General features: G+C 62.9%; 26 protein-coding genes. 21 read left to right on the forward strand and 5 right to left on the reverse strand.

Going from position 1 to position 25,860, the window contains the following annotated elements; translation table 11 throughout:
* Positions 1-4 precede the first annotated feature (4 nt).
* The 3 genes from QA637_RS20095 to QA637_RS20105 all read left to right on the forward strand — a co-directional run bounded on the left by QA637_RS20095 (position 5) and on the right by QA637_RS20105 (position 2,756).
* A complete protein-coding gene (locus QA637_RS20095; RefSeq protein WP_283066470.1) occupies positions 5-1,906 on the forward strand; it encodes a nitric oxide reductase activation protein NorD in 1,902 nt (633 codons plus the stop codon).
* A gap of 140 nt (positions 1,907-2,046) precedes the next feature.
* Positions 2,047-2,313 carry a type II toxin-antitoxin system Phd/YefM family antitoxin gene (locus QA637_RS20100; RefSeq protein ID WP_153439976.1) on the forward strand — a complete coding sequence of 89 codons (267 nt, stop codon included), beginning with the start codon at positions 2,047-2,049 and terminating at the stop codon, positions 2,311-2,313.
* Positions 2,310-2,756, forward strand: a complete 447-nt coding sequence (locus QA637_RS20105) for a type II toxin-antitoxin system VapC family toxin (protein WP_184108605.1) — start codon at positions 2,310-2,312, stop codon at positions 2,754-2,756. Before QA637_RS20100 ends, QA637_RS20105 begins: the two co-directional genes overlap by 4 nt.
* A gap of 288 nt (positions 2,757-3,044) precedes the next feature.
* On the opposite strand, the gene hemN is transcribed toward QA637_RS20105, so the two are convergent.
* Positions 3,045-4,397, reverse strand: a complete 1,353-nt coding sequence (gene hemN, locus QA637_RS20110; protein WP_283067277.1) for an oxygen-independent coproporphyrinogen III oxidase — start codon at positions 4,395-4,397, stop codon at positions 3,045-3,047.
* A gap of 226 nt (positions 4,398-4,623) precedes the next feature.
* Here hemN and QA637_RS20115 point away from each other — a divergent pair, with 226 nt between their 5' ends.
* The 4 genes from QA637_RS20115 to QA637_RS20130 all read left to right on the forward strand — a co-directional run bounded on the left by QA637_RS20115 (position 4,624) and on the right by QA637_RS20130 (position 7,203).
* Positions 4,624-4,905 carry a DUF2249 domain-containing protein gene (locus QA637_RS20115; RefSeq protein WP_153439974.1) on the forward strand — a complete coding sequence of 94 codons (282 nt, stop codon included), beginning with the start codon at positions 4,624-4,626 and terminating at the stop codon, positions 4,903-4,905.
* 81 nt (positions 4,906-4,986) lie between these two features.
* Positions 4,987-6,351, forward strand: coding sequence for a hypothetical protein (locus QA637_RS20120; RefSeq protein WP_283066472.1), 1,365 nt, complete (start codon positions 4,987-4,989; stop codon positions 6,349-6,351).
* Positions 6,348-6,878: a DUF2249 domain-containing protein gene (locus QA637_RS20125; protein ID WP_153439973.1), complete on the forward strand. Its 531-nt coding sequence runs from the start codon at positions 6,348-6,350 to the stop codon at positions 6,876-6,878. Before QA637_RS20120 ends, QA637_RS20125 begins: the two co-directional genes overlap by 4 nt.
* A complete protein-coding gene (locus tag QA637_RS20130) occupies positions 6,865-7,203 on the forward strand; it encodes a metal-sulfur cluster assembly factor (protein ID WP_283066474.1) in 339 nt (112 codons plus the stop codon). Before QA637_RS20125 ends, QA637_RS20130 begins: the two co-directional genes overlap by 14 nt.
* Here QA637_RS20130 and QA637_RS20135 read toward each other — a convergent pair.
* Positions 7,188-8,669, reverse strand: a complete 1,482-nt coding sequence (locus tag QA637_RS20135) for a M10 family metallopeptidase (RefSeq protein WP_283066476.1) — start codon at positions 8,667-8,669, stop codon at positions 7,188-7,190. The genes QA637_RS20130 and QA637_RS20135 overlap by 16 nt on opposite strands.
* Here QA637_RS20135 and QA637_RS20140 point away from each other — a divergent pair.
* Positions 8,572-9,042, forward strand: a complete 471-nt coding sequence (locus QA637_RS20140; RefSeq protein ID WP_283067398.1) for a hypothetical protein — start codon at positions 8,572-8,574, stop codon at positions 9,040-9,042. The genes QA637_RS20135 and QA637_RS20140 overlap by 98 nt on opposite strands.
* Before the next feature lie 66 nt (positions 9,043-9,108).
* On the opposite strand, the gene QA637_RS20145 is transcribed toward QA637_RS20140, so the two are convergent.
* Positions 9,109-10,332, reverse strand: coding sequence for an NnrS family protein (locus QA637_RS20145; protein WP_283066478.1), 1,224 nt, complete (start codon positions 10,330-10,332; stop codon positions 9,109-9,111).
* Between the two features lie 361 nt (positions 10,333-10,693).
* On the opposite strand from QA637_RS20145, the gene nirK reads away from it, so the two are divergent.
* The 3 genes from nirK to QA637_RS20160 all read left to right on the forward strand — a co-directional run bounded on the left by nirK (position 10,694) and on the right by QA637_RS20160 (position 13,645).
* Complete coding sequence (nirK, locus tag QA637_RS20150; protein ID WP_153439971.1) at positions 10,694-11,824, forward strand: copper-containing nitrite reductase; 1,131 nt, start codon at positions 10,694-10,696, stop codon at positions 11,822-11,824.
* Positions 11,825-11,906: 82 nt separating this feature from the next.
* On the forward strand, positions 11,907-12,821 hold the full coding sequence (locus tag QA637_RS20155) for an SUMF1/EgtB/PvdO family nonheme iron enzyme (protein ID WP_153439970.1): 915 nt from the start codon (positions 11,907-11,909) through the stop codon (positions 12,819-12,821).
* Between the two features lie 107 nt (positions 12,822-12,928).
* The gene (locus tag QA637_RS20160) at positions 12,929-13,645 is read left to right on the forward strand and encodes a Crp/Fnr family transcriptional regulator (protein WP_283066480.1); all 717 of its coding nucleotides are present in this window, start codon (positions 12,929-12,931) and stop codon (positions 13,643-13,645) included.
* Between the two features lie 42 nt (positions 13,646-13,687).
* Here QA637_RS20160 and QA637_RS20165 read toward each other — a convergent pair whose 3' ends face one another.
* Positions 13,688-14,497 (reverse strand): class I SAM-dependent methyltransferase, encoded by an 810-nt coding sequence (locus QA637_RS20165; RefSeq protein WP_153439969.1) that lies wholly within the window; start codon positions 14,495-14,497, stop codon positions 13,688-13,690.
* Positions 14,498-14,603: 106 nt separating this feature from the next.
* Between QA637_RS20165 and QA637_RS20170 the strand changes: the two genes are divergently transcribed.
* The 10 genes from QA637_RS20170 (at position 14,604) to QA637_RS20215 (ending at position 24,981) form a co-directional block, all read left to right on the forward strand.
* Positions 14,604-15,737: an ABC transporter substrate-binding protein gene (locus tag QA637_RS20170; protein WP_283066482.1), complete on the forward strand. Its 1,134-nt coding sequence runs from the start codon at positions 14,604-14,606 to the stop codon at positions 15,735-15,737.
* Positions 15,738-15,792: 55 nt separating this feature from the next.
* Positions 15,793-16,932 (forward strand): ABC transporter substrate-binding protein, encoded by a 1,140-nt coding sequence (locus tag QA637_RS20175; protein ID WP_283066483.1) that lies wholly within the window; start codon positions 15,793-15,795, stop codon positions 16,930-16,932.
* Positions 16,929-17,999 carry a FecCD family ABC transporter permease gene (locus QA637_RS20180; RefSeq protein ID WP_153439966.1) on the forward strand — a complete coding sequence of 357 codons (1,071 nt, stop codon included), beginning with the start codon at positions 16,929-16,931 and terminating at the stop codon, positions 17,997-17,999. Before QA637_RS20175 ends, QA637_RS20180 begins: the two co-directional genes overlap by 4 nt.
* Entirely contained in the window at positions 17,993-18,757 is a 765-nt protein-coding gene (locus QA637_RS20185) for an ABC transporter ATP-binding protein (protein WP_153439965.1), read from the forward strand. The genes QA637_RS20180 and QA637_RS20185 overlap by 7 nt, the downstream gene beginning before the upstream one ends.
* A gap of 533 nt (positions 18,758-19,290) precedes the next feature.
* Positions 19,291-19,761, forward strand: coding sequence for an RrF2 family transcriptional regulator (locus QA637_RS20190; protein ID WP_153439964.1), 471 nt, complete (start codon positions 19,291-19,293; stop codon positions 19,759-19,761).
* Between the two features lie 417 nt (positions 19,762-20,178).
* Entirely contained in the window at positions 20,179-21,006 is an 828-nt protein-coding gene (locus tag QA637_RS20195; protein ID WP_184108604.1) for a transporter substrate-binding domain-containing protein, read from the forward strand.
* A 60-nt stretch (positions 21,007-21,066) separates the two neighbouring features.
* Positions 21,067-22,347 (forward strand): NAD(P)/FAD-dependent oxidoreductase, encoded by a 1,281-nt coding sequence (locus QA637_RS20200; RefSeq protein ID WP_283066485.1) that lies wholly within the window; start codon positions 21,067-21,069, stop codon positions 22,345-22,347.
* An 18-nt stretch (positions 22,348-22,365) separates the two neighbouring features.
* Positions 22,366-23,337, forward strand: a complete 972-nt coding sequence (locus QA637_RS20205; protein ID WP_153439962.1) for an amino acid ABC transporter permease — start codon at positions 22,366-22,368, stop codon at positions 23,335-23,337.
* Positions 23,327-24,211, forward strand: coding sequence for a DMT family transporter (locus QA637_RS20210; RefSeq protein ID WP_283066487.1), 885 nt, complete (start codon positions 23,327-23,329; stop codon positions 24,209-24,211). The genes QA637_RS20205 and QA637_RS20210 overlap by 11 nt, the downstream gene beginning before the upstream one ends.
* Before the next feature lie 17 nt (positions 24,212-24,228).
* Positions 24,229-24,981 (forward strand): amino acid ABC transporter ATP-binding protein, encoded by a 753-nt coding sequence (locus tag QA637_RS20215; protein ID WP_283066489.1) that lies wholly within the window; start codon positions 24,229-24,231, stop codon positions 24,979-24,981.
* Between the two features lie 24 nt (positions 24,982-25,005).
* Here QA637_RS20215 and QA637_RS20220 read toward each other — a convergent pair whose 3' ends face one another.
* A complete protein-coding gene (locus QA637_RS20220) occupies positions 25,006-25,818 on the reverse strand; it encodes a PfkB family carbohydrate kinase (protein WP_283066490.1) in 813 nt (270 codons plus the stop codon).
* Positions 25,819-25,860: the final 42 nt, after the last annotated feature.

The following is a 25,860-nucleotide window of genomic DNA, read 5'->3' on the forward strand; positions in this document are numbered from 1 at the left end:
GGCCATGCTCGATTTCCTCGAACTGGAAGAAACGGTCGGCCGTGCCTGGCACCGCTTCATCGGCAATACGCGCACGTGGCGGCGCTACCCGGAGCACGCCGTTCGGCTTGCGGATCTCCTGCCGGTGCTTTCGATCTCGTTCCGGGGGTACGGCGGCGAGAGCGCAGTGCAGATCGCCCCGGCGCGCGGACGCACGTCGGCCCACAGGCTCAAATGGCGCCAGCGCGTGGGCCTCGGGGAGGAGAAGCTCACGCAGCCCGGGCGCGATCACGCATCGCTGATGCTGCCGGCGGAAATCGATCGTTTTCCAGACAAGGACCTCAATCGCGACCTCTATTTCTGGCTGGTCGCCTATATGGCGACGATGTCGCTGGAGCCGCTGGCGGAGACCGATCTGCTCCGCCGCGATCTTGCCGCACTTACTCGTGCGGAAGTAACCGTCACGGCCGTGTTGGATATGTTTCCGGGCATGAGTCCGCGTTACCGCCGGCTCGCGGCAGCCGTCCTTGCGGAGCGAACCAGAGGCGCGCTGCCATCCGTGGAGCAGCATGTCGAAAACCGCATTCTCGCCATTTTGCGGACGGCCGCAGGGGAGCCGGGCAATACTTTGCCGGTCATCTTCCCGCATCGCGCGCCGCCCGGCTATCTGCCGATGCTGCCTCTGCCGCTCTGGCCGGATGCGCTGGTGCGCGCCGAGACGGATACGCGACGCGAGGATGATGACCCGGCGTTGGGCGGGGCGGCGCCGTCGCTCACCGAGACCGAGCGCCATGTCGCGACTCGCGAGAATCGCAGGAACCGCAAGGGCGACCGCAGCCCGTTCATTCTCAACCGCTTCGAGAAGATCCTTGCCATGGCGGAGATGGTCAACGTCGACCGGCCCGCCGACGACAGCGACGACCACGATGCGAAGGCTGCGGAAGAGCTGGACGAGATGACGCTCGGCGAACGGAAGGGGCGCCCGTCCGCACGCTTCCGGTTCGATCTGGACCTGCCGCCCGAGGCGGTCGACGTCACACCGTTGACGGCCGAACATACTTATCCGGAGTGGAACTACCGTACAGGCACCTATCTCAAGGACCATTGCCGCGTATTGGCTTCTCCCGCTTCCGCACTCGGCGACCGGGCCGAGCTGACCTGGGAGACGCAAAGCCTCATTCGTCGTGTGCGACGTCAGTTCGAGGTGCTCAGACCGCGACACGAGATCCTGCGCGCGCAGATCGACGGCGCCGATCTCGATCTCGACGCTGTTGTTCGTGCGCGCACTGACCTTGCGGCCGGCGGCCAGGGAAGCGACCGTATTCACCTGATGAGCCGGCCGCAGGCGCACGATCTCGCTGTGACCATCCTCGTCGACGTGTCCCTGTCGACCGATTCCTGGTCGGACAATCACCGCGTTCTCGATGTCGAGAAGGAGGCGTTGACGATCCTGGCACATGGCCTGGCGGCTTGCGGCGACAACCACTCGATCCTGACCTTCACGTCGCGGCGGCGTGACTGGGTGCGGGTGGAAACCGTCAAGGCTTTCGATGAGCCGATGAGTGGTCTCGTCGAGGCGCGGATCGCCGCGCTCAAGCCCGGTTATTACACCCGCATCGGCGCGGCGATCCGGCATGCTTCGGCTGAGCTCCGCAAGCAGCCGAACCGCAAGAAACTGCTTCTGGTGCTCACCGATGGCAAGCCGAACGACATCGACCACTACGAGGGACGCTTCGCGCTGGAAGACAGCCGGCGAGCCGTGGCGGAGGCGCGCCGAAGCGGGATCAGCACCTTTGCCGTCACGGTCGATCGCGAGGCGCGATCCTATGTGCCGACGATGTTCGGCCAGAACGGCTATGCCATGGTCGGCAACATTGCCCGGCTACCGGCCGCGCTTCCCGCCATCTATCGCGGCCTTGCCGGATAGGCCTCCAGCGACCAGTCGACAGCGACGAGGGTTCACGATCGCTACGCGACCGGGCTCTCTATCCATCCCCACCGTTTGCCTTGATTTCATCTGCTACAATGCCTAGGGTGGTCATATGTGACCACCCTTAGGAGGTTCTAATGTCAACAATCAGCCTGAAGGACGCCAAAGCTGGTTTCTCGAATATCGTAGATCAAGCCGCCGCTGGTGAGTTTGTTACGATCACGCGGCACGGCCGCGCTGCTGCCGTCCTCGTCTCTGTAAGAGCCGCAGAAGCGGCAAGGAAGGCGCTTCATAAAGAGCGCCCTAGCCTCGTCCAGTACCTGAGATCATTCCCGGCCGACATCGATCTTGACGATGATGTTTTCGCCCGAAATCCGGCTCCCTCGCGTGAGGTCGATCTGTGACCGGCTACCTTCTCGATACGAACGCAATTTCGATGTTCTCGCCCTCCAAGGCTACGGCCTCATCGGAATTTGCGGACTGGCTGGATGAGCGGGATCAGCTTAGCGCGGTCTACCTGTCTGCCGTTACCGTGCACGAAATTGAAAAGGGCGTGCGGCTTTTGGAAGCTAAGGGCTCGAAGGCCAAAGCGGCCGGAATCGAGCTGTTCTTGCAGGGTTTGATCGCCGGTTATCGTGACAGGATTTTGCCTGTAGACGCGGACGTTGCACGCGAAGGCGGTAAGTTGGAAGCCAAGGCGATTGCGGCTGGTCACAATCCCGGCGCGTCCGATGCCATGATTGCAGGAACCGCCAGCGTTCACCAGCTGACGGTCATCACGGCCAACCTGAAACATTTCCGTCCTTTCGGAATCAAGGTGAGTTCACCGGATCAAGTGATCCGCTAACGGCAAATGACCGGGGAACCCCGTCCCACGCCGGCGTTGAGCGGGCGCAGGACGGAGCAAGGGCGTCCCCTCCGCTCCTCCCGCGCATGAGAAAATGTCTCCCTTCGGCCACGCGAAGCCGCCATTCCCGTGATCAAAGTGCAGGCGTCACATTCCACCAGAGCTTGAGGACAGCCGTTGGGAGCCCGCACCTTCATCGCGCGAGACCCGGATGGCGACCCGATTGCATTTCGGGTGGCAAACATTAGCCGCGCTTTGGGTCAGCCTTTCGCTTGCCGCACCCTTTCCTCACGCAGCCTTGCTGTGCGTCCTTTGCGACTGCTCGAGGTAGGAGTCGAAGGCGGCGGCGACCGCACGAATGACGAAGCGGTGATCCTGCCGTACCTGGATGACGCCGCCTGCAACATCCAGCACGCCGTCTTCGGCAAGCGCAGCGAGCTTGGCGTTGCCCTCGATAAGCGGACGAGCGTCGAAACCGTGGGCCGCGGCGATCGCTCGAATATCGGCGGTGAAGTCGCACATCAGTCTTTCGATGATCTCAGCCCGCATCCGGTCTTCGCCGGTAAGGCGATAACCCTTTGCGGTCGCCAGGCGGCCGGACGCGATGTGGCGGGCATAGAGGCCGGGTGCCACTTCGTTTTGCACATAGCCTTCCTGCGAGCGGCCGATGGCGGACGCGCCGAAACCGATCAGCGTCTCGCAATTGTCGGTGGTGTAGCCTTGGAAATTGCGCCGCAGCTTTCCGGTATCCTGGGCTCTTACGAGGTCGTCGTGCGGCAGGGCGAAGTGATCGAGGCCGATCTGCCGATAGCCGGCGGCAACCAGCGTCTCGCTGATCGCCATCGCCTGGGCGTTACGGGCCGCACCATCCGGCAGTGCGTTCTCGTCGATCATGCGCTGGTGCTTCTTGAAGGAGGGGATGTGCGCATAGCCGAAGACGGCGAAGCGCTCCGGCCGCATCGCCAGGGCCGCCTTAGCGGTTGCGACGCAGGACCCGACGGTCTGATGCGGTAGACCGTAGATCAGGTCGAAATTGAGGTTTTCGACGCCGGAGCGGCGCAGATGATGAACGGCGTCTGCCGTCTGCGCCTCGCTCTGGATGCGGTTGATGGCTTTCTGGACGACCGGATCGAAGCTTTGCACGCCGAGGCTGGCGCGGGTGACGCCACCGGCGCCAAGCGCTTCCGCCATCTCGACCGTCAGCCGGCGCGGATCGATTTCGACTGCGATGCCGGTTGAACCGGCGAGGGAGAAATGCTCGCGCAACAAATTCATCAGCGCGAGAAATTCCTCCGGCTCGATGATCGTCGGCGTGCCACCGCCGAAATGCACTTCGCCGACCGGAAGCGGCTGACGGGTGCCGCCCGCCACCATCCGGATCTCGTCCTTCAGGACGGCGAGGTAGTCGAGGATCGGATCGTCCTGCCGGGTGATCGTCGTGTGACAGCCGCAATACCAGCACATCGAACGGCAGAAGGGGATGTGCAGATAGAGCGATACGTCTTGCTCGCGCGGTATCGCCGCCAACCATCCGGAATAGGTCTCGTAGTCGATCGTGTCCGCAAAACGCGGCGCGGTCGGATAGCTTGTGTAACGCGGCAGGCGCATTTCGCCGTACTTCTGAAGGATCGAGGCGTGCATGGCGGCTCCTGTGGTCATGTCGGAATTCATGACCCGACTCTAGGCTGCGATGCCGGACCGTTCTTTGCGAAAAGCCAAGTAACGGATGTCTTGCTCAATCCGGAATTTGTTTGCGCTTCGACAAAATGTCGCGTTGCGGCGCCGACTAGTTTTCTCAAGTCCGGGGCGGTCACGCCGCCTTGCCCTGGAGAACTGAACAATGTCGGCGGCGGCGAACGGATCCCTCATGACAACTGCAGAAACGGAATCAAAGCCCTTCATCGACGTCCGGACCATTCCGCCGGTGGAACGCCACCCGAAAATTTTCGGCATGCTGAATGCTCTCGCCACAGGTGGTTCTCTCATTCTCATCAATGACCACGACCCGCGACCGCTCCATTACCAGCTCGAAGCGAGACATCCGGGCGAATTCTTCTGGGAGTATCTGGAGCAGGGACCTGACGTCTGGCGCGTCGAAATCGGGCGCCATGAGGCCTCCGGTTGCGAATGCTGCTGCGGTAGCCATTGAGCCACCGAGTTCCGCTCCTTATGAGAACCGATCACGTGACCCCGATTGCTTCACGTGATCCGGTCAACCAGGTGAATGAAGATGTTCGGGGCCACGCTTTCCCGCTGGACCATGTCCTATTTTGCGGCCGCACTCGCCTTTCTCGTAATTGGCGAGGCGATGATGGTGCTCGGCTACGGATATCCGGCCGCGGCCATTGAGGCGCCCGAGACCCTGGCGCTGGTTCACACGATCGCGCTCGGCTGGTTGAGCCTGCTGATGGCGGGCGCGCTGCTGCAGTTCGTGCCGGTCCTTGTCGGCCGGCCGCTTTGCTGCGCCCATCTCGCCTTTCCCGCGCTGGCGCTTCTTGTAACGGGCATCGCCGGCCTGGTCTTCGGCTTCGCGGGGCTTTCCGGCAGCATCGATCTGCCGCCTGTCGTGCTTCCGGTGGCGGCAGTGCTGACGATAGCCGGCTTTGCCTGTGTCGGAATCCCGTTCGCGGTGACGCTGTGGCGCGCCCGTCCGCTGCCGCTCACCGCGCGGTTCGTCGTCGTCGGTCTCGGCGCACTGGTCGTAACGGTGCTGCTCGGCGGAACCTATGCCTTTGTCCTTGGCGGCGTGGTGGAGACCAGCGCGGCGATCGCTCTCACATTGGAAGGGGTCTCGCTGCATGCCGTACTCGGCCTTGGCGGCTGGCTGACCTTTACAACGATGGGCGTCAGCTATCGTCTCTTGACCATGTTCATGCTTTCGCCGGATACCGAGCGTCGCAGCACCAGGATCGTCTGGCTGTCCGGCAGCGCTGCGCTTGGCCTCGTAACGGGCGTCGTTCCGCTCATTCTGACGGGCTCGTTCGGCCGTCTCGCCCTGTTGCTCCTTGCCGCCCTTCTCGGCGTGCTTGCCGTCGTGGTCTATGCCAGCGATATCCTCCGGATCTACCGGCAGCGAAGGAGGCGGGAAATCGAACTCAACGCCCGCGCCGGCATCGGTGCCTTCTGCGCGCTCGCAGCCGCGACCGTTCTTTTCATTGGACTGCTCGTGACCGACCGTATGGAACAGGGTATCGGTTCGCTCGTTTATCTCGTAGCTTTCGGATGGCTGACGGGCATGGGTCTTGCGCAGCTTTACAAGATCATTCCCTTCATGACCTGGCTCGAATGTTATGGTCCGGCGCTCGGCCGCACCCCGACACCGCGTGTTCAGGATCTGGTCGTCGAAAGGCGGGCGCTTGGCTGGTTTCGTGCATTCTATGCATCGGTGCTTGTCGCAACCCTCAGTCTCTCGGTCGGTGCGCAACCGCTTTTCCGGCTTGCCAGCCTTTGCCAATTGGTCGCAATCTTGGTGCTTGTCCTTGAGTTCACCCGCGCGCGCCGGCTTTCGAACGTACCCGCCACTCTCCGTTTGCCGACAGGTGCCGTTCGTCCGCACCTTTTCCTGCCGTCCCTTCCGTTGTGGAGACAACCATGACCATTGAACCCCATGCACTTGACGTCCGGCCGATATTGCGTGGCGGCGGTGATCCTTTTCAGGTGATCATGAACGCCGTCGACAACCTCGTTCCCGGACAAGGCCTGAGGCTCATCGCCTCGTTCCGGCCGGTGCCGCTTTTCAGCGTCATGGCCGGGCGCGGGTTTTCCCACCAGGAGGAGGACCTCGGCAATGGCGACTGGGCAGTGCTGTTTACCCCGGAAGGACAGGTCGACGACATCCGCATGTCGGCCGGGGACATGGATCTGGATGGATGGCCGGATCCGGCACGGCAGCTCGACCTCACCGACCTCGATCCGCCGGAGCCTATGGTGCGCATCCTTGCCGCGCTCGAGAAGATGGAAGTCGGCGAAGTGCTTTTCGCGCTGCTCTCGCGCGAGCCGCTTCTCCTCTATCCCGAGCTCGCGAAGCGCGGTCATCGCTGGGCCGGAAACTTCGATGTGACCGGCGAGGTCTATCGCATCCTCATTCGCGCCGGAAAGCCAGCTCATCATGTCGGCGCCTGATAACGACGAACTGGTCGAGCGGATCCGCGACGCATTGCGAATCGTCATCGATCCGGAACTGGGATCGAACGTCGTCGACCTCGGTCTGATCTATGACATCGAGGTTCAGGAAGGCGGCGTCGTGCGTGTCACCATGACGACGACCGTGAAGGGCTGCCCCGCGACGGCCTTCCTCAAGGAGGCGGTGCAGAACTGCGTCTGGTCTGTCCCCGGCGTCGAATATGCCGAGGTGCGGCTGACCTACGAGCCGCCCTGGACGCCGGACAGGATGGCCACGGCGCCGGCGCTTCATCGAAGCGGCAATCCCGCTCAGAGAATGAAGTAGCCCTTCTGCATGGCGACGGCATCATCGAGATGAATGGCAAAATCCGCCTTTCTGTCGCCGTTGACGTCACCATAAATATAGGTGTCGGAGGCCGCGCGGTCGTAGCGTAGCTCGCCCTTGCCGCCGGAAAACGCGGCTGTTCCAACGAAGACAAATGCCTGGTTGCCCGTCACCGTCGTGTTGGCGTCGATCGTCGAAAGGTCGATCCTGTCGGATTGCGAGGCGACGAAATCGTAGATCGTGTCGCGGCCGGTGGTGGCGACGGTCGTTTCCGCAAGCGACTTGAAGAGAAACCTGTCGGCTCCGGTCCCGCCCACCAGCCTGTCGGCTCCGGCGCCGCCATACAGGCTGTCATTGCCGACGCCGCCGTCGAGCAAGTCGTTGCCGCGGTCGCCGCTCAGCGCGTCGTTGCCGGCATAGCCGCGCACTGTGTTGGCGGCTTGGTTGCCGATGATCGAATCGTTGGCCGATCCGCCCAGAACGTTTTCGATCAGCGAGCGCGTGTCGCCATGGTAAAGCAGGGCATTGAAGATATTGCCGCGGGCAAAGCCGTCGTTCGGGCCGCCGCCGAGATAGGCGAGCTGGTCGGCGTTGAAGGTCGAGGCCTGGCCGGGGCGCAAATCGATCTTGAGCCCGGTCCTGTAGGCCGAAAGGTCGTAGGTGTCGTTTCCGCCGCCATCCCAGACGGTCGCGAAAATCCGGTTGGCGCCTGGGGCGATGGCGGTCGCGCCGTTGACCAGCGTGGCGCCGCTGCCCGGTGTCCATTTGTAGACGGTATTGCCGCTGTTGGTTGTGAAGTCGGCGCCGTACATCTCCTGCAGCGCGGCGATGTCGGCCATCATGAAGGTCTGCGGCGCACCGAAGCGCTCGTACCAATAGGCGTTGCCGGAGCCGATGAAGCCGCTGTAGGTCATGACCGAAAATTCGATCGAATTGTATTGCGCGGGCAGCGCCCCGAAGTCGTCGGGATCATGCCCGTGCGACAGGCCAAGGGCGTGACCAAGCTCGTGCAGCAGCGTGTGCCACGCGTAGTTTCCGGCAACGGGCGTGCGGTAGTCGTTGACGGTGCCGGCATAGGCGGTGCCGAACCAGACGTCGCCGGCTTCGGCATAGGTGCCCGGGTAATAGGCATAGGCGGTGCTGGGCAGGTTCGACTGCGCGAACCGAACCGACGCGGTGCTGGCGTTGCCAAGCGCGAAGCTGGCGTTGGTGAAGCCCTCGACGGAAAAGCCGTCATTGGCGGCGGAACCGAAGGACTGCTCCATGGCGAAGAGCGCGGCGTTTTTCTGAGCGGTCGACACGGCAGCGAAGCCGCTGTTCTTTTCCCCGCTGTAGCTGTAGCTGCCGGCGGCTGTCGGAAAGGCATAGGTGATCGTGCCGTACCAGGCCGCATTCGAGAGCACTCCATCAATCAGGCTGTTCCCGGTTGGCTTCACAATTTTGATGGATTTGCCCGTTCCGCTCATGCAAATTCCCGATCTTGACGTGATGGCGCTGAGCGCCTGGAAGCTCGCGTCCGGGACAATAGCCGCCGCGAGATACGATTCTCATAAGCCGATCGATAAAATTGGAGACATTTTTGTGGCCATGCGTGGATTATTGAAATCGGTCGGTCTCGCCATCCTCGTGATGGGGACGTCGATCTTCGTGCAAGGCGCAACAAAAGCAGGCGGGGTAGAGATGCAGAAGCCTCCGGATCCTGAAGTCGCCGTCAGGTCCGAGTTCGAACGGGTGAAGGCGAAGAACACGGTCGAAGCCTATGAACGCTTCATTCGCCGTCACCCGGACCACGCCCTGGCTGAGGAAGCGCGGAAGGCTATCTTGCGACTCAAGCAGTAGCTAACCACCGGCGGGGCGCTGCCGCCGGCGAGAGTCACAGGGGTTCGACGCAGCTTCGAACGGATCTCAGGCTGCGCCGCGCGGTGAGCGGCGGTTACACGCCAGCATCGGCCCGTATTCCAGGATAAACAGCGTGAATGCGCATATCCACAAGGTGCCCGATGCGGCGGCGAGCACGTGGTAGTAGGTCGGCACGATTTCTGCGAGAGGCCGCAGCAGCGCCGCGCCTATGATCGCCACGTAGGATGCGCTGGTGATCGGCGACGCCGTCAGCGGCCGACCGGTGTGTCCGCGGCTTGCGCGGGTCATCACCGCCAGCATCATGCACGCGATGACGCCGACGGCCAGGATGTGCAGCACCGGATATTCCCCGACTGCGCCAAGCGCGCCTGCGGCAATCCCGGCGAATCCCAGCGGCACGAAGGCATAGGCGACGTGCAGCACGACGAGCAGCTTCTCGGGATAAGTCGTCCAGCCGCGCCAGCGAAGCAGGCGGGCCATGTGCAGCACGGATGCGATCGTCGCGATTGCGGCGGTGAGCACATGTTCCGGCGTCAGCACCCACGAAGCGAGCGTGGCAATGCCCGTCAGGATGGTGGCCGTGTCGAAGCGATTACAAGGTGTCGGAAAATCGCTGCGGCCGAACTTGTTCAGCCAGTTGCGCGTGAAGCTCGGCAGTATCCGTCCCCCGACGATCATGATCAGCATGACGTATGCCCCGATCGCCAGCCTTGCAGCCGTATCGACATTGGCGTTCGCCAGCACGGCGAGATGGAAGTGCACGTTGGCGCAGGACAGAAGCACCAGCCCGCCGACGACCTTCAGGTCCTTCCATTTGCGCCCCGCGATCACTTCACGGGCGCAGATCGCGAGTAGCGTCGGAAGAAACAGTGCCTCGATCACAGCCGCCAGCATCAGGCCGAGCAGATCGGTTGCGAGGAGCGCCAACCGGCCCGCGACCCAGAGGCCGAAGAGCCCGGCGAGCGGCAGGCCGGATACGGGAAGCCTGCCGGTCCAGTTCGGTACCGCGGTCAGAAGAAAGCCTGCAAGCACGGCGGACGAGAAGCCGAACAACATTTCATGGGCGTGCCAGTGCGCGGCGCCATAGCCCCCCGCGATGTCGATGCCGGTGCTCAGCGCCGCGACCCACGCGGCCATCGCGCCGATCGCCCAGAGACCGGCGCCGAGAAAGAACGGTCTGAAGCCATAGGAGAAGAGAACGGGCCCGGTGGTGGCAAGCCCGCGCGGGATGCCGCCAGTGGGCGGCGATTTGCTGCGCATATGAAACATCGTCCGATCCTGTCTGCGGGATCCCGACCGATATCGGGATGGCACCGAGTACCATGGGGGGAGGTCCATTCTTTGCGAAAACGCAAGTATTGGGGCGCTTTGCTGATACGCAAGTATTGGTGAAGGTGCGACAAAGTGCGCACGTGAATTCTCCAAAATACCCAAGCCGGCGGGAAACGTTTGTTCCAAGACAAAGATGTCGATGGGATTTGGTTCTACTTGGAATACGAACGCTGAAAAAGCAGCGAGCAAAGCAACGGTGAGCCGGCCGAGAGGTATTGGCGACCGTAACACGTTGAATATCGGCTTGATCTTTCGGCAGCCAATCCCGGCGCCGTGATCATGCTCAAGGAGAGCGATGATGAGTGAACAGCTTCAGATGACTCGCAGGACGGTTCTTGCCGGCGCGGCTTTTGCAGGCGCCTTGACGCCACTCTTGCAGACGGCGACGGCGCAGGCGGCGCCTGCAGCCGCGGCCACCGCGCCGGTCGACATTTCGACCTTGCCGCGCGTGAAGGTGGATCTCGTTACCCCGCCGTTCGTCCATTCGCATGACCAGGTGGCGAAAACCGGCCCCCGCATCGTCGAATTCACGATGACCATTCAGGAAAAGAAGCTGGTGATCGACGGCGACGGAACGGAAATAAACGCGATGACCTTCAACGGCTCGGTCCCCGGCCCGCTGATGGTCGTCCACGAGGGCGATTATGTCGAACTCACGCTGATCAACCCGGACACCAACACGCTGTTGCACAATATCGACTTCCACGCCGCGACCGGCGCGCTCGGCGGTGGCGGCCTGACGAAGGTCAATCCCGGCGAAGAGGCGGTTCTGCGCTTCAAGGCAACCAAGCCGGGCGTGTTCGTCTATCATTGCGCGCCGGAAGGCATGGTACCCTGGCACGTCACCTCGGGCATGAACGGCGCAATCATGGTGCTGCCGCGCGACGGCCTCAAGGACGAAAAGGGCCAACCGCTCACCTATGACCGCATCTACTATGTCGGCGAGCAGGATTTCTACGTGCCGCGCGACGAGGCCGGCAACTTCAAGAAATACGAAACGCCCGGCGATGCCTACGAAGACACGGTCAAGGCCATGCGTACGCTGACCCCGACGCACGTCGTCTTCAACGGCGCCGTTGGGGCGCTTACCGGCGAGAACGCGCTGACGGCTGCCGTCGGCGAACGGGTGCTGATCATCCATTCGCAGGCGAACCGCGATACGCGGCCGCACTTGATCGGCGGACATGGTGACTACGTCTGGGCGACCGGCAAGTTCCGCAACCCGCCGGACCTCGATCAGGAGACATGGCTCATCCCCGGCGGCACGGCGGGCGCGGCCTTCTACACATTCCGGCAGCCCGGCATCTATGCCTACGTCAACCACAATCTGATCGAAGCGTTCGAACTCGGCGCGGCCGGCCATTTCAAGGTCACCGGCGAATGGAACGACGACCTGATGACGTCGGTGGTCAAACCGGCATCGATGTAAGCTGATACTTACGAAGTGCCGCCGCGGGGCTGCCAGATCTCCCGCGTCGGCTATGACAAGTGTCCCATCCGGAAACCAAGCCATGAGCAAGAAGAACCGGAAAACCTCGCCGTCGATCCTCTCGCTGACTGTACCGGCGGCTCTGCTCGTCGCGCTCGGCGTCACACTGTCGGCGAAACTCGGCCTGTTCGATCCGGTGGGGCCGGTCTCCGGCCTTGCGATCAAAGGGCCGGAGACCGTCGTCATCGGGCCAAGGCAGATGCGCTATCGCGCCGAGGGGCACTTCCTGAAACGCGGATTGGCCGTCGACGCGCCTCTGGTCGATGCCGCGCTCAGGGCACCCTTCGCGATCACCAAGTACCAGGTGAGCCACGGTGAATATCGCCGCTGTGTCGAGGATGGCGCCTGCGAGGCGTCGGAGGCCGCAAATGGCGGTAAGGACGTCCCTGTCACGGGCGTAAACTACAGCGATGCAGAAAACTACGCCAAGTGGCTTACGGCACAGACGGGACAGGTCTGGCGGCTTCCGACCGACGAGCAATGGGCCTTCGCCGCCGGCAGCAAATTTCCCGACGATGCGTTGGGGATAGATGCCGAAAGCGGCAATCCGGCGCTCCGCTGGCTCGCCGACTATGAGCGTGAGGCGAGCCGCGAGAAGTCGCCCGATCCGCGGCCCCAGCCGCGCGGCACGTTCGGCGAGAACGAATACGGCGTGGCGGATGTCGGCGGCAATGTCTGGGAATGGACCAGGACCTGCCATCGCCGTGTGACGATCGGCGAGCACGGCGAGGTGCTGAAGGAACAGCCCGCCTGCGGCATCTATGTCGTCGACGGCAAGCACCGCGCGTCGATGAGCTTCTTTGTGCGCGAGCCGAAGAGCGGCGGTTGTGCCGTCGGCGTTCCGCCGGACAATCTCGGCTTCCGCCTGGTGCGCGACGATCGCTGGTATGCCCGGTTGCTCTATGCCTTCGAACGTCGTCGCGAGGGTGCGGTATGACAGCGCACATGCCGTCCGGGCCGGCCGTTGAGGCCCGCGCGGACGACGGGCAGTCCTTTCTTGCTCAGGTGCTGTATGATATAGCAGCCGCCATCTCGGAACGGCAGATGACAAGGAACGACGTGGCCGCGCTCGACCGAACACTCGTAAAATCACTCCCATTGTTTCAGAAGATGAGCGACCAGGAGCTCGATCAGTTGCTGGCCCACGCGACCGTCCGGCGCGTTCCGCAGAACGAGGCGGTGTTCGAGCAGGGGGGTACGGCGGATTTCTTCTACCTGCTGCTGCATGGACGCCTGAAGGTGACCCAGGTCACGCGGGATGGCCAACAGATCATCGTTCGCGTCGTCAATCCCGGCGATCTCTTCGGTTTTGCCCGCGCCCTTCAGCGCAACGATTATCCCGGAACCGCGACGTCGGCGACCGAAAGCCTGGTGCTTGCCTGGCCGACGGAACTCTGGAACGTCTTTGTCGAGATGAACCCGCACCTCGCCGTAAACGCCATGCATACGATCGGCCAACGGCTGGATGAGGCGCATACCCGAATCCGGGAAATGTCGACCGAGGAAGTCGAACGGCGCGTTGCGCATGCGGTGCTGCGGCTTGCCGACAAGGCCGGCCGGCGGGAGGAGAGCGGGGTGCGCATCGATTTCCCGATTTCACGGCAGGATATCGCCGAAATGACTGGCACCACGCTGCATACCGTTTCGCGGATTTTAAGTGCCTGGGAAGGACGGGGGCTTGTCCAGGGCGGTCGGCAGAAGCTCGTCCTGTGTGACATCCCCGGCCTCAAGCGTTTGGCCGAGCAGGCTGAAGAAAGATAGTTTCACGCAAATCGGGGGCGGAACACTGCGAAAGAGCACCCTTCAACTTGACGGCTTGGTTGCCCGGATTGCGTAGCGGTGCTGGCTCTTGCGTGCGAGCGCCTTGAAAAAATTCCAGTTTCTCGCCTGCGTCCGATGGATTTCGCTGAGATCGGTATCGATCTCGACGTCGACGAATCCGACCTTGCGCAGGAGTTCGGCCACCTCCTCGGCTCGCGCGCCTTGCGAGAAGTGGACGCGGGAGAGGATGCTCCTGTGGGTCTCCATCATCTCGCGCGAACCGGATGGCGTGTCAGCCCTCAGAAGCCCGGCGCGCTGGCCCCAGGCGCTGAGCTTTGAGAAAAGCCGCTCCAATGCATTCGTGTTGACGAAGTCACCGTCGACGACAAGCAGCGTGCCGCCCGGTTTCAGGACGCGCAGCCACTCCGCAAAGGCCGCGGCCGGGTCGACCAGCGTCCAGACCAGATGCCGGTTGACCACCGCGTCGTAGTGCTCGTCCGGCTCCATCGTGTTTTCGGCATCGCCCATGCGAAACGAAATCTTGCGCCGGCGCTCGCGCGCCTTGTTGCGCGCCTGCTCGAGCATGGGCTCGGCCCAGTCGAGGCCGGTCACCTGGAAGCCGAGATCATCAAGCAGGTGCGAGACAACGCCCGTGCCACTCGCGAGATCCAGCGCCATGCGGCCTTCGCCCTCTCCGAGATGGTGCCGGATCAGCCGGTGCCACGCCGCGCGCTCTTCCTCGGAGAAAATTTCGTGCCCGGGAGAAAGGTCGAAGGTTGCCGCACGTTCCGACCAGTAGGCCTTGATTTCGTCGCGAAGATTATAGTTCCGCCGCTCTGCCACGTCGCTCATTCCGATCCCCTAAATCGCAGGTTTGGAAGCGTTCTAAAAGATAAATGTTGACTGATAAAGTCATGAAATATTAGATCGCCACAATTTTTTAGCGGAGCGAAGAACAATGAGGCTTTTCAACAGGGTGGCCACCGCCGCCATGGTTTCGTGCGTCCTTTTTACGGCCCCGGCCTTGGCCGAACCGGTCAAGATCAGGGACGTCACCGGTCGGGACGTCGAGGTCGAGGTGCCGGTCGAGCACGTGATCCTCGGCGAGGGGCGCCAGATCTATTTCCTCGCCGCGCTCGACCGGGAAGAGCCGTTCAAGCGCGTCGTTGGGTGGCGCGACGACCTGTCAAAGGCCGACCCGGAAAGCTATGCCGCCTACCTCGCAAAATACCCCGACATCGCCAAGCTGCCGGCTTTCGGCGGCATGAAGGACGGAACCTTCGATATAGAACAGGCTGTGGCTCTGAAGCCGGACGTCGTGCTCATGAATGTCGACGCCAAGACAGCAACGGAGGAGGCCGGGTACATCGAAAAGCTCGGCAAGGTCGGCATTCCGCTCGTCTACGTCGATTTCCGCGAGAAGCCGATGGAAAACACCGAGCCGAGCATGCGCATTATGGGCAAGCTCATCGGCAAAGAGGAAAAGGCCGAGGAGTTCATCAAGTTCCGCGCCGACAACATCGCTAGGGTGACCGACGTGCTCGCCAAGGCTGACGCGAAAAAGCCGCTCGTCTTCGTTGAACGCGCAGGCGGTTATTCCGACGATTGCTGCATGTCCTTCGGCAATGAGAATTTCGGCAAGATGGTCGAACTCGCCGGCGGCGTGAACATGGCGAAGGACATCATCCCGGGCACGTTCGGCACGGTCAATCCGGAGCAGATCATCGCCGCCAACCCGGATCAGATCATCATCACCGGTGGCAACTGGCAGGGTTACGTGCCGGGTGGCGCCTGGGTCGGTGTCGGCTATGGCGCCGACGAGACGGAAGCACGCCGGAAGCTTGAGAACCTGACCAAGCGTGCGGCCTTCACCGGCGTGACAGCCGTCAAGGACGGCAACGTCCATGCCATTTGGCACCAGTTCTACAACAACCCCTATCAGTTCGTCGCCGTACAGCAGATCGCCAAGTGGCTGCACCCGGACCTTTTCAAGGATCTTGATCCCGAGGCGACGTTCAAGGAACTGCACGAGCGCTTCCTGCCGCTGCCTTACAAGGGTGGCTACTTCATCTCGCTGAATGTCGGTCAATAAAGGATTGGGCGCCGGAGGGAAGGGGCCTCCGGCGCGCCTGTCACGAGGGTTGCATATGTCGCTCTTCAAGAAACTTCTCCCGGCGCTGGCCGCCCTAGCCGTGTTCATCGCTGCACCTGCGATGGCCGCGGAAATCACCGATGTCACCGGCCGCCGGATCGAGCTCGAACTCCCGGCCAAGCGGGTGCTGCTCGGCGAGGCGCGGCAGATCCACGTGGCAGCGGCGCTGAGGGGCGAGCATGTCTTCGACACGATCGTCGGGTGGCGCGATGACCTGATCAAGAAGGATCCGGATTCCTACGCTGCCTATCGCGAGCGCTTTCCCGCGATCGCGGACCTGCCGCTGTTCGGCTATATACCGAGCGGCGACTTCAGCCTCGAAGCGGCAATCGCCCTGAAGCCGGACGTGCTGACGCTGAACCTTGAAGCACAGCAGGCGGTCGAGGAATCCGGCTTCATCGAAAAGGCGGCCGCCGCCGGTATCGCCGTCGTCTTTCTCGACTTCCGCGTCGACCCGGCGAAGAACAGCGTGAAATCCGTCGAAATCCTCGGCGCGCTTTTTGGCGCGAAGGAACGCGCGAAGGAATTCATCGCGTGGCGTCGGGCCCAGATCGCGCTGGTGACCGACCGTCTGGCGGCAGCCGGCGCGATCAAGCGCCCGAAGGTCTTCATCGAACGTTCGCCCGGCATCACCGGCGAAACCGCCTGCTGCAGGACGTTTGGGCCTGCCAATTTCGGCGAGATGGTGGAAAAGGCGGGCGGCCACAATATCGGCTCGGATGTGACCACAACAACCTTCGTCGATCTCAACCCCGAACAACTCGTCGTCGCCGATCCGGAGCATGTGATTGTCACCGGCAGCAACTGGGCGGCCGAGTCCGACATCAACCAGTTCGTCAATGTCGGCCGCGGCGCCGAACCGGCGGCGGCCCGGGAAAGGCTGGCGGCTCTGATGCAGCGGCCGGGCTTCACGACGCTCAAGGCGGTGAAAGAGGGCAGGGTGCACGCCGTTTGGCACCAGTTCTACGGCGCACCCTATGAGTTCGTGCCGATCCAGCAATTTGCCAAGTGGTTCCACCCGGAGCTTTTCGCCGACATCGATCCGGACCGCACCTTCCGCGAGTTTCACGAAACATTCCTGCCGATCGCCTACCGGCCCGGCTATTTCGTTTCGCTTCGGCAAGGGGGTGAATGATGGTTGCGGCTGTGGGAGAATTCTCCGCTGTCGAGGGGCGCGGGCGTTACCGCGCCCTCGTCCTGCGTCGGTTGCTCTTGATCTCTTCTCTCGTCACGGCGCTCTTCGTGTCGGTCGCGGTCGACATGGCGCTCGGGCCGGCGAACTATCCGCTCGCCGATGTGCTCGCGGCCCTGTTCCGGCCGGAGACGGTCGGCGACCAGCTTCGCGTGGTGATCTGGGACATCCGCATGCCGATCGCGCTGATGGCGGTCACCGTCGGCGCGTCGCTCTCGGTGGCGGGTGCGCAAATGCAGACGATCCTTGCCAACCCGCTGGCGAGCCCTTTCACGCTCGGCATTTCCGCCGCCGCCGGCTTCGGCGCGGCGCTCGGCCTCGTCGCCGGCGTGGCGATCTTTCCAGTCGCCGTTCACTACATGGTGCCGATCAACGCCTTCCTAATGGCGATGGTGGCGGCACTCTTCATCCACTTCGCCTCGACCATGCGCGGCGTGACAGTGGAGACGATCGTACTCCTCGGCATCGCCCTCGTCTTCACCTTCAATGCGGCTTTGTCGCTGCTTGAGTATCTGGCGTCGGAGCAGGCGCTTGCCGCTGTCGTGTTCTGGACCATGGGAAGCCTCACCAAGGCGACCTGGCCGAAGGTCTGGATCACCGGCGCAGTGCTCCTCGTCGCCGTGCCGCTCTTTGCGCGCCATGCCTGGGCGCTGACGGCGCTGAGACTTGGCGACGACAAGGCGGCGAGCTTCGGCATCGATGTCCGCCGCCTGCGGCTCGAAACCATGCTGACAGTCAGCCTGCTTGCGGCAATCCCCGTCTCCTTCGTCGGCACCATCGGTTTCGTCGGTCTCGTTGGGCCGCATATCGCCCGCATGCTGGTCGGCGAGGATCAGCGCTTCTTCCTGCCGGCGTCCGTTCTTTGCGGTGCGCTCCTGCTCTCGGTGACGTCCGTCGTCAGCAAGATGCTGATCCCCGGCGCGGTGCTGCCGATCGGCATCATCACGGCGCTCGTCGGCGTTCCCTTCTTCTTCGTCCTGATTTTCACCAACAGGAGACGCTCGTGGTAGCCCTGACGCTGGAAAAGCTTGGCGCGACATACGGTCGGCGCGTGGTCCTGTCCGACGTCAATACGGGCATGCTGCGGGGTGGTGGCCTGACCGCCGTGATCGGTCCGAATGCCGCCGGCAAATCGACGCTCTTCAAGCGCATCGCCGGGCTCGCTGGCGGCCCCGGCCTCGTCCACCTCTCCGATACGGCGAAGGGGCCGGAGGCGATCTGTTATATGCCGCAGGACACCGGGGCGAATGCAGTGCTGACCGTTTACGAGTCGGTCCTGCTTTCAGCGAAGCAGGGATCCTCCGGCTGGAAGGTCAAGGACGGCGAGCTTGCCGAAATCGATCGTGTGCTCGCCGCACTCAGGATCGATGACCTGGCATTCCGCGGTCTTGGCGAACTTTCCGGCGGTCAGCGCCAGCTCGTCTCGATCGCGCAGGCGCTGGTGCGCAAGCCCGAAGTCTTGCTGATGGACGAGCCGACATCCGCGCTCGATCTCTTCCGCCAGATCGAGGTGCTCGGCTTCATGAAGCGGTTGTCGGCGCAATCCGGGATGGCGGTGCTGATCGCGCTTCACGACCTCAACCACGCGCTGCGCTATTGCGACGACACCATCGTGATCAGCAACGGATCGGTGATCGCCAGCGGCGCGACGCCGGACGTGATCACGGCCGCGATGCTGAAATCCGTCTATCGCGTCGAAGCCCGCGTCGAGGCCTGCTCCATGGGCCGCCCGGTCGTCATCGTCGACGATTCCATCCAGGCCGCCTGACAGTCGGCCGAGACCTAAATGCTGTCCGTCCGAGGATCGCTGCCGCCGCAGCGATCGACCCGGTTTGCCGCTGGGACGGGAGCGATTGTCGCCGGGGATGTCATCGGCGGTACGAAAGCAGTCCGGCAACCGCAATGCCCGTTTCTGCAACACGCTCGACGGTCAGCTTCATAGTAAATCTATCTGCAAACTGATTTGAATTCTTGCCGCCGGAATGGGCTTGATCTATATAATATATATCTAAGATGCCTACAGCGTCGCGCGTCTTATCAGACGCGCTAAGGTCGCTGTAGCACTTTGAATTGCTGCATGTTTTTGTCCTTTAATCGGCTACGATTAAAGGCAACATGCAGGAAGGGAACGTCTGCGCCGTCACGATGCGCGGCGTGTTGGGCGCTACCCCCCCGCGCGGCGCGTCTGTCTGACGCGAAAGGACGTCGTAGTACGTTGAATTGCCGCAAGTTTTCGCCCTTGAACCGGCTACGATTTAAGGGAACATGCGGTGCAAAATTCCTTCTCGAAAGCGATGCCTCATGCTCACGAAAAAAGGAAAATACGGTCTGAAGGCAATGGTTGACCTTGCCCAGCTTCAGCCGGGCGAGACGGCCTTTATCACCGACATCGCCGTCCGAAACAATTTGCCGAAGAAATTCCTCGACACGATCATGCTGGAACTTAGGAACGCCGGGTTCCTTCGCTCCAAGAAGGGCCCGGGCGGCGGTTATTCGCTGGCGCGTCCGGCAACAGAAATCCGCGTCGGCCAGGTGATCCGCACCCTCGACGGCCCGCTCGCGCCGATCCGCTGCGCCAGCCGCACGGCCTTCGAAGCCTGCGACGACTGTCGTGATCCGGAAAACTGTCACGTGCGGCGCTCGATGGTGGTCGTGCGCGATGCCATGGCAGGAATTCTCGACAACATGACGCTCGAACAGTTCGCCGCCGGCGAGAAGGAAGAGGGCGAGAAGAAAGAGACCGTGGCCGCGCTTCGCAGCGAAGCCGGTTGAGGTCTTACCCTTCGTAAACAACCGGACTGATGGTCTGCAGTTTGAAGTGTGCCGCGTGCTTTGTCGTTCGGCGCGGGGGTGCGATGCCGGCGCGCAACGCAACTCGGCGTTCTTGATCGATGGTCGCCAGACAGACGTTGGTCCGTCTTTCCAGATCGTAATCGACCCCTTCGACCGCATCCTTCTGGACCAGGCCTCCCCCGCTCCTCAGCACTGAAACTCTCTCGGGATTCCCGGCCCTTCGGCCCCGCAGAACTTCGCCATCATTCATCACGGAATCGCATCGTCTCATCTAATCGTTTCATGATTCGCATCCGGCATCGCCCTTGACTCCTGCCGGTGCACCTTTACACATAGAGTTGTCAGACATCTTACATAAAGAGGGATCGTGGCTGACGGATCGAAGAGGAGGATCATGTGAAAAAGCTCATCGCACGACTTGCCATCGGGGTTGCATTCGTCGCTGCTGCAGTCTCTGCCCATGCCGGAGAGACGTTAGATCGCGTCATGGAAAAGAAGGCGATGGTCGTCGCGACCAACAGCGGCTGGCCGCCCCAGAGCTACCTGGACGACAACAACGAGATGGTCGGCTTCGACATCGATGTCTCGCGTGAGATCGCCAAGCGCCTCGGCGTCGAGGTGAGCTTCGAGACGCCGGACTGGGCGACGCTTACCGGTGGCCGTTGGCAGGGACGCTACGACCTCGGCGTCGGCTCGGTGACACCCACCAAGGCGCGCGCCCAGGTCATCGATTTCGCCGGCATCTACTACTACAGCCCGTACGTCTACGTCCTGCACAAGGACAGCGAGGCGAAGTCGACCGACGATCTGAAGGGCAAGGTGATCGGCGTCGAGACGGCGACAACCTCGGAAGACTTCATCAACCGCCGGCTTGAAATCGACGCGCCGGGCTTGCCGCCGATCAAGTACAAGCTGGAGCCGGGCGAGGTGCGGACCTTTGCCGACTCGATGCTGCCCTTCGATGACCTGCGCCTCGGCAACGGTGTGCGCCTCGACGCGGTGATCGCACCCGAGCAGACCGCGCTCAACGCGATCAAGAACGGCTATCCGCTGCGCGTAATGGACGGCGAATACGCCTTCAAGGAGCCGCTGGTCGTCATCGCCGAGAAAGTCGATCCGGAGTGGACCGAGAAGGTCGGCGGCATCATCGAAGAGATGAAGAAGGACGGAACGCTGGCGACGCTGACCACCAAGTGGTACGGCAAGGACTACAGCGCGGACTGACAGGATGGGCGCGGGCGTTTTTCGCTCGCGCCCTTTGCGTTTTCAGCGGACCGGCACGACATGACCTACCCAGACAGCTATTACAGACGAACCATGGCGGACCAGACGGTGCGCCGGTCGCTCGCAGGCAAAGTGGACTGCGACACCGTTATCATCGGCGGGGGCCTCGCGGGCCTCACCACGGCACTGCAGCTTGCAAGGGGCGGGCAGGCGGTTGCGGTCCTGGAGGCCGAGAGCATCGGCTTCGGAGCTTCCGGCCGTAACGGAGGCTTCGTCAGTCCCGGCTATGCGACCGGCAGCGCCGAGATCGCACGGATCGCCGGTGAGGACGCCGCCCGTCGCCTCCATCTGCTGTCGATCGAAGGCATGGACTTCGTGCGCGAAACGATCGAGGCGTTGGCGATCCGCGATGCCCTGCCGACACGCGGAATCACAAGCGTGCTGCGCTATGAGGACGGTGCCAGCCTGAAGGCGCATGCGGAGAAAATGCGTCGTCTGTACGACTACGAACTCGACTACCTCGACCGCGACCAGGTCCGTTCAGTGCTGAAGTCCAAGCGCTATTTCCAGGCGCTGCGCGACAGGCGAGCCTTCCACATGCATCCGCTCAACTATTTGCGCGCGCTTGCCGCCGAGATCGAGCGCCTCGGCGGCCTGATCTACGAGTCCTCTGCAGTGACCAAGGTGGTGCTCGACGGCGCCGAGAAGCGAGTCTTGACCGGGGGTGGCGAGGTCCGCGCCCGCACCGTCGTCTTTACGACGGGCGGCTACACGGGATCGCTTCATGGCAGGCTCAAGCGCGCCTTCCTGCCGATCGCGACCTACGTGATGGTCAGCGAGGAAGCGCCCGATCTCGTCGCTTCGGCGATCGCGACCGGCGACGCGATCGGCGATAACCGTCGTGCCGGCGATTATTATCGCGTCGTCGACGGCGGAAAGCGCCTGCTGTGGGGTGGGCGTATCACCACGCGCGCCGCCTCGACGGATGCGCTCGTGCGGGAACTGAGGGCGGAGATGGTTGGTACCTATCCGCAGCTTTCCGGTCTGAAGACCGAGCTCGCCTGGTCGGGCTTAATGTCTTACGCCCGGCACCTGATGCCCCAGATCGGCCGGATGAGCCCGGGCGTATGGTACTGCACGGCCTTTGGCGGCCATGGGCTCAACACGACGGCAATCGGCGGCAAGGTCGTCGCCGAGGGCATCCTCGGCCAATCGGAGCGCTACAAGCTCTATCAGCCGTTCGGACTCGTTTGGGCGGGCGGGCTTGCCGGGCTCGCCGTCGCTCAGCTCACCTATTGGAAACTCCAGGCGCAGGACTGGTGGCGCGAACGCGCCGCCTGAGACAGGAAAGACCCACCCATGATCGGTCGATTGATCCTTACCTATCCGGAAGCATCCCGGCGCGCCGGTGCCCTTCTCGTGCTCGCGCTCGTGACACTTGCGCTTTACCAACTCGGGATCAGCTCCGCCTGGATCGGCCGGCTGCTGCCGGCGTCGCAAGGCTGGCTCGGGGAAAATCCGGCGGCCGGCCGCCTCGTTTCGGCACTCCTGATCGCGCTGATCGTGGCGGCAAACTGGAAGGCGCTACGCCAGCTTTCCCGTCGCCAGCAGATCGTCGCCGTTTGGGCCGAACTCTTCGCGCTCCTGATGCTGTTCTTCTATTCCTTCGATCTGTCCTTCGCCTTCATCGCAAAGAAGATCGGATTCCTCGTCACGCAGGGTGTGGTGACCACGCTCTACATCTCGGCGATCTCCATCGTGATCGCGACGGTCATTGCGCTTGCCGGCGCCATTGCGAAGCTCTCCAGCAACGGCGTCGTCTACGGGCTCGCTACTTTCTACACCTCGCTGTTCCGCGGCCTTCCGCTGCTCATGCAAATCTACATCATCTATCTCGGCTTGCCGCAGGTCGGCTACGTGATCAGCGCTGTTCCCGCCGGCATCCTGGCGCTGTCGCTCTGCTACGGCGCCTACATGACCGAGATCTTCCGTGCCGGCATCGAGAGCATTCCACGCGGCCAGACGGAAGGCGCGACCGCGCTCGGCCTCAGCCCCGCCCAGACAATGGGCCTCGTGATCCTGCCGCAGGCGATGCGGGTCATCATCCCGCCGACGGGCAACCAGTTCATCGCGATGCTGAAGGACTCCTCACTTGTGTCGGTCGTCGGCGTCTGGGAAATCATGTATCTCGCGCGTACCCAAGGCCAGACCGAGTTCCGCCACATCGAGATGCTGATCACCGCCTCGATGATCTACTGGATCCTCTCGATCTGCCTCGAATACGCCCAGGCTCGCATCGAGGAACGCTTCGGACGCTTCGATGTCCGTTGAGGTCTCCTCTGCGGGTGCCGACGGTGCGGCGCCCGCGCCCGCCAACGGGCGGGCCGCGCTCGTGGTGCTTCTTGCCTTCGCCGTCTTTTCCGGTACGGATGCGATCGTGAAAGTGCTTGCCGCCGGAATCGCGGCGCCGCAAGTGACGTTTCTGGTAACGGCGGCGGCGCTGCTGATCCTCTTCTGCCATGCTGGCGTCGTTGGACGCCTCCGGCGGCTCATGCCGCGCCAGCCCGGTCTCGCGCTGCTGCGTGTACTTCTTCTAGCCGGCGACACCTTGCTCATCCATTATGCCTTTGCGGCCCTGCCGCTCGCCGAGGCCTATCTGCTTGCCTTCCTGACGCCGATTCTTGTGGCGATGCTCGGATTTGTGCTGCTTGGGGAACGGCTTTCTCCGATCGGCTGGGCAGGCGTGGTGATCGGTTTCGCCGGCGTGGCGGTGGCGTTGAAGCCTGGCGTCGCGCCGCTGAACCTCGGCCATGCTGCCGCCCTCGGCTCGGCGGTTCTTTTCGCGCTCTCGCTCGTTCTCCTGCGCCGGGCGAAGGCGGCGGAGACCGATGAGGCGCTGGTCGCGAGCCTGCTCGTCGTTCTGACGCCGCTTTCGCTCGGCGTGGCACTCGTCGGCGGCATCGTCCCCGTCAGCGCGCAAGACTTCGCGCTCGCGTTCGCCGGCGGAGCGTTGCTTCTTGGCGGCCACGCTCTGCTGGTCCGGGCGTTTCGCATTGGCGAAGCCTCGGTTGTCGCCCCCTTCCAATATAGCCAGATCGTCTGGGGCGGCCTCTACGGCGTGTTCCTCTTCTCAACACCACTCGAATTCCACACGCTGGCTGGCGCCGGGATCATCGTCCTGTCCGGCTGGCTCGTGCTCAAATGACATCCGGGAGACTCATCATGCCCACGTCCACCGAAGGACTGTCGGAAATCCAGCTGCGTGGCGTTCATAAATGGTACGGCCACTACCATGCGCTTGACGACATAAACCTCTCGATCGCCCCACGCGAAAAAGTCGTGATCTGTGGCCCCTCCGGCTCAGGAAAGTCGACGCTCATCCGCTGCGTCAATCGTCTGGAGACGCATGAAAGCGGCCGGATCGTCGTTGCCGGCGTCGAGCTAGATCATGACGAGAAGCGGGTGGAGGCGATCCGCCGCGACGTCGGCATGGTGTTTCAGCAGTTCAATCTCTTTCCGCATCTGACAATCCTCGAAAACTGCACGCTGGCACCGATGTGGGTGAAAAAGATGCCGAAGAAGGAGGCGCGCCAGATCGCGATGCATTTCCTTGAGCGTGTGCGCATTCCCGAACAGGCGAACAAATATCCGGGGCAACTGTCCGGCGGCCAGCAGCAGCGCGTCGCGATCGCGCGGGCGCTCTGCATGAACCCGCGCGTCATGCTCTTCGATGAGCCGACCTCCGCGCTCGATCCGGAAATGGTCAAGGAAGTGCTCGATACGATGGTGGCGCTTGCCGGCGAGGGCATGACGATGGTCTGCGTCACGCACGAGATGGGCTTTGCACGTCAGGTCGCCGACCGCGTGATCTTCATGGACCGCGGCCGGATCGTCGAAGAGGGAACGCCGGACGAGTTCTTCGCGCGCCCCAGGACGGAGCGTGCGAGCCTGTTCCTGAGCCAGCTTCTCCACTGAAGCGGCCCCCGGACCTCCCGCGGCCTAGAATGACAAAGGCTCCTGGGGAAAGCCGCCGATGTGGGTGCAGGTCTCGGCGGCCCAGTCCCGACCGGCCTCCAGACATGCGGGAAGCGGCTTTCCGGCGACATGAGCCGCGAGAAACGCAGCGATGAAACTGTCGCCGGCACCCGTCGTGTCGACGACCGCGACTGGCCTGATGCCGGCTTCGACGCGGATAATCCCGTCGGTTGCCACGGAACCCTTCGATCCGCGCGTGACGACGGCGACACGGGCACCCTGCGCCAGAAGTTCGGCTGCGATTCGCTCCGCCGCCACTTCGTCGGGACCGGCCGAGGCGAAGGCGATGGCGAGCCCCGTGACTCCGAGGTCGTCCGGGTTGGCATTTACCGAAATATCCTGCGACAGGCTGACCCCTTCCGCCACCAGCCTGCGCCTGAGCGCGCCGCCGTCGTCCATCCAGCCGATATGGACATGGTCGAACGTCTTCAGCACAGCCACCTCCGCGTCGTCCGGTGCATAGCCGGCACAGACGCCAAAATCCTCGTAGGAGATGAGGCGCTCGCCCGACGGCAGCACGTCAATATCGGTGTAGGCGGTGATGCCCGGCCGCTCCTGAAGGTGATCCAGGGTGACGCCGTTGTTCTGCAGCAGCCGGCGCGTGCGCACGCCGTCCGCATCACGCCCGACGGCACCGAAGTAGTAGGCGACATGCCCCATCCGGGCGAGCTGTACGGCGACGTTCACGGCGTTGCCGCCGACGAGTGACTGTGAGAGGGGCGGCTGGAAGCGGTCGATGCAATTGTCGCCGACGGTGGCGAATCGAAGGGGTTTCATGCGGGCCCTCGTGATCGGACATTAAAGCCGCGAATGCGACGA

The sequence above is a fragment of the Sinorhizobium terangae genome (genome assembly GCF_029714365.1).
Taxonomy (GTDB): domain Bacteria; phylum Pseudomonadota; class Alphaproteobacteria; order Rhizobiales; family Rhizobiaceae; genus Sinorhizobium; species Sinorhizobium terangae.

Excerpts from the sequence above, each read along its gene's own strand:
- QA637_RS20095 (WP_283066470.1), top strand. The coding sequence starts at position 5 with ATGCTCGATTTCCTCGAACTGGAAGAAACGGTCGGCCGTGCCTGGCAC.
- QA637_RS20100 (WP_153439976.1), top strand. The coding sequence starts at position 2,047 with ATGTCAACAATCAGCCTGAAGGACGCCAAAGCTGGTTTCTCGAATATC.
- hemN (WP_283067277.1), bottom strand. The coding sequence starts at position 4,397 with ATGCACGCCTCGATCCTTCAGAAGTACGGCGAAATGCGCCTGCCGCGT.
- QA637_RS20115 (WP_153439974.1), top strand. The coding sequence starts at position 4,624 with ATGACAACTGCAGAAACGGAATCAAAGCCCTTCATCGACGTCCGGACC.
- QA637_RS20120 (WP_283066472.1), top strand. The coding sequence starts at position 4,987 with ATGTTCGGGGCCACGCTTTCCCGCTGGACCATGTCCTATTTTGCGGCC.
- QA637_RS20125 (WP_153439973.1), top strand. The coding sequence starts at position 6,348 with ATGACCATTGAACCCCATGCACTTGACGTCCGGCCGATATTGCGTGGC.
- QA637_RS20130 (WP_283066474.1), top strand. The coding sequence starts at position 6,865 with ATGTCGGCGCCTGATAACGACGAACTGGTCGAGCGGATCCGCGACGCA.
- QA637_RS20135 (WP_283066476.1), bottom strand. The coding sequence starts at position 8,669 with ATGAGCGGAACGGGCAAATCCATCAAAATTGTGAAGCCAACCGGGAAC.
- QA637_RS20145 (WP_283066478.1), bottom strand. The coding sequence starts at position 10,332 with ATGTTTCATATGCGCAGCAAATCGCCGCCCACTGGCGGCATCCCGCGC.
- nirK (WP_153439971.1), top strand. The coding sequence starts at position 10,694 with ATGAGTGAACAGCTTCAGATGACTCGCAGGACGGTTCTTGCCGGCGCG.
- QA637_RS20155 (WP_153439970.1), top strand. The coding sequence starts at position 11,907 with ATGAGCAAGAAGAACCGGAAAACCTCGCCGTCGATCCTCTCGCTGACT.
- QA637_RS20160 (WP_283066480.1), top strand. The coding sequence starts at position 12,929 with ATGACAAGGAACGACGTGGCCGCGCTCGACCGAACACTCGTAAAATCA.
- QA637_RS20165 (WP_153439969.1), bottom strand. The coding sequence starts at position 14,497 with ATGAGCGACGTGGCAGAGCGGCGGAACTATAATCTTCGCGACGAAATC.
- QA637_RS20170 (WP_283066482.1), top strand. The coding sequence starts at position 14,604 with ATGAGGCTTTTCAACAGGGTGGCCACCGCCGCCATGGTTTCGTGCGTC.
- QA637_RS20175 (WP_283066483.1), top strand. The coding sequence starts at position 15,793 with ATGTCGCTCTTCAAGAAACTTCTCCCGGCGCTGGCCGCCCTAGCCGTG.
- QA637_RS20180 (WP_153439966.1), top strand. The coding sequence starts at position 16,929 with ATGATGGTTGCGGCTGTGGGAGAATTCTCCGCTGTCGAGGGGCGCGGG.
- QA637_RS20190 (WP_153439964.1), top strand. The coding sequence starts at position 19,291 with ATGCTCACGAAAAAAGGAAAATACGGTCTGAAGGCAATGGTTGACCTT.
- QA637_RS20200 (WP_283066485.1), top strand. The coding sequence starts at position 21,067 with ATGACCTACCCAGACAGCTATTACAGACGAACCATGGCGGACCAGACG.
- QA637_RS20205 (WP_153439962.1), top strand. The coding sequence starts at position 22,366 with ATGATCGGTCGATTGATCCTTACCTATCCGGAAGCATCCCGGCGCGCC.
- QA637_RS20210 (WP_283066487.1), top strand. The coding sequence starts at position 23,327 with ATGTCCGTTGAGGTCTCCTCTGCGGGTGCCGACGGTGCGGCGCCCGCG.
- QA637_RS20215 (WP_283066489.1), top strand. The coding sequence starts at position 24,229 with ATGCCCACGTCCACCGAAGGACTGTCGGAAATCCAGCTGCGTGGCGTT.
- QA637_RS20220 (WP_283066490.1), bottom strand. The coding sequence starts at position 25,818 with ATGAAACCCCTTCGATTCGCCACCGTCGGCGACAATTGCATCGACCGC.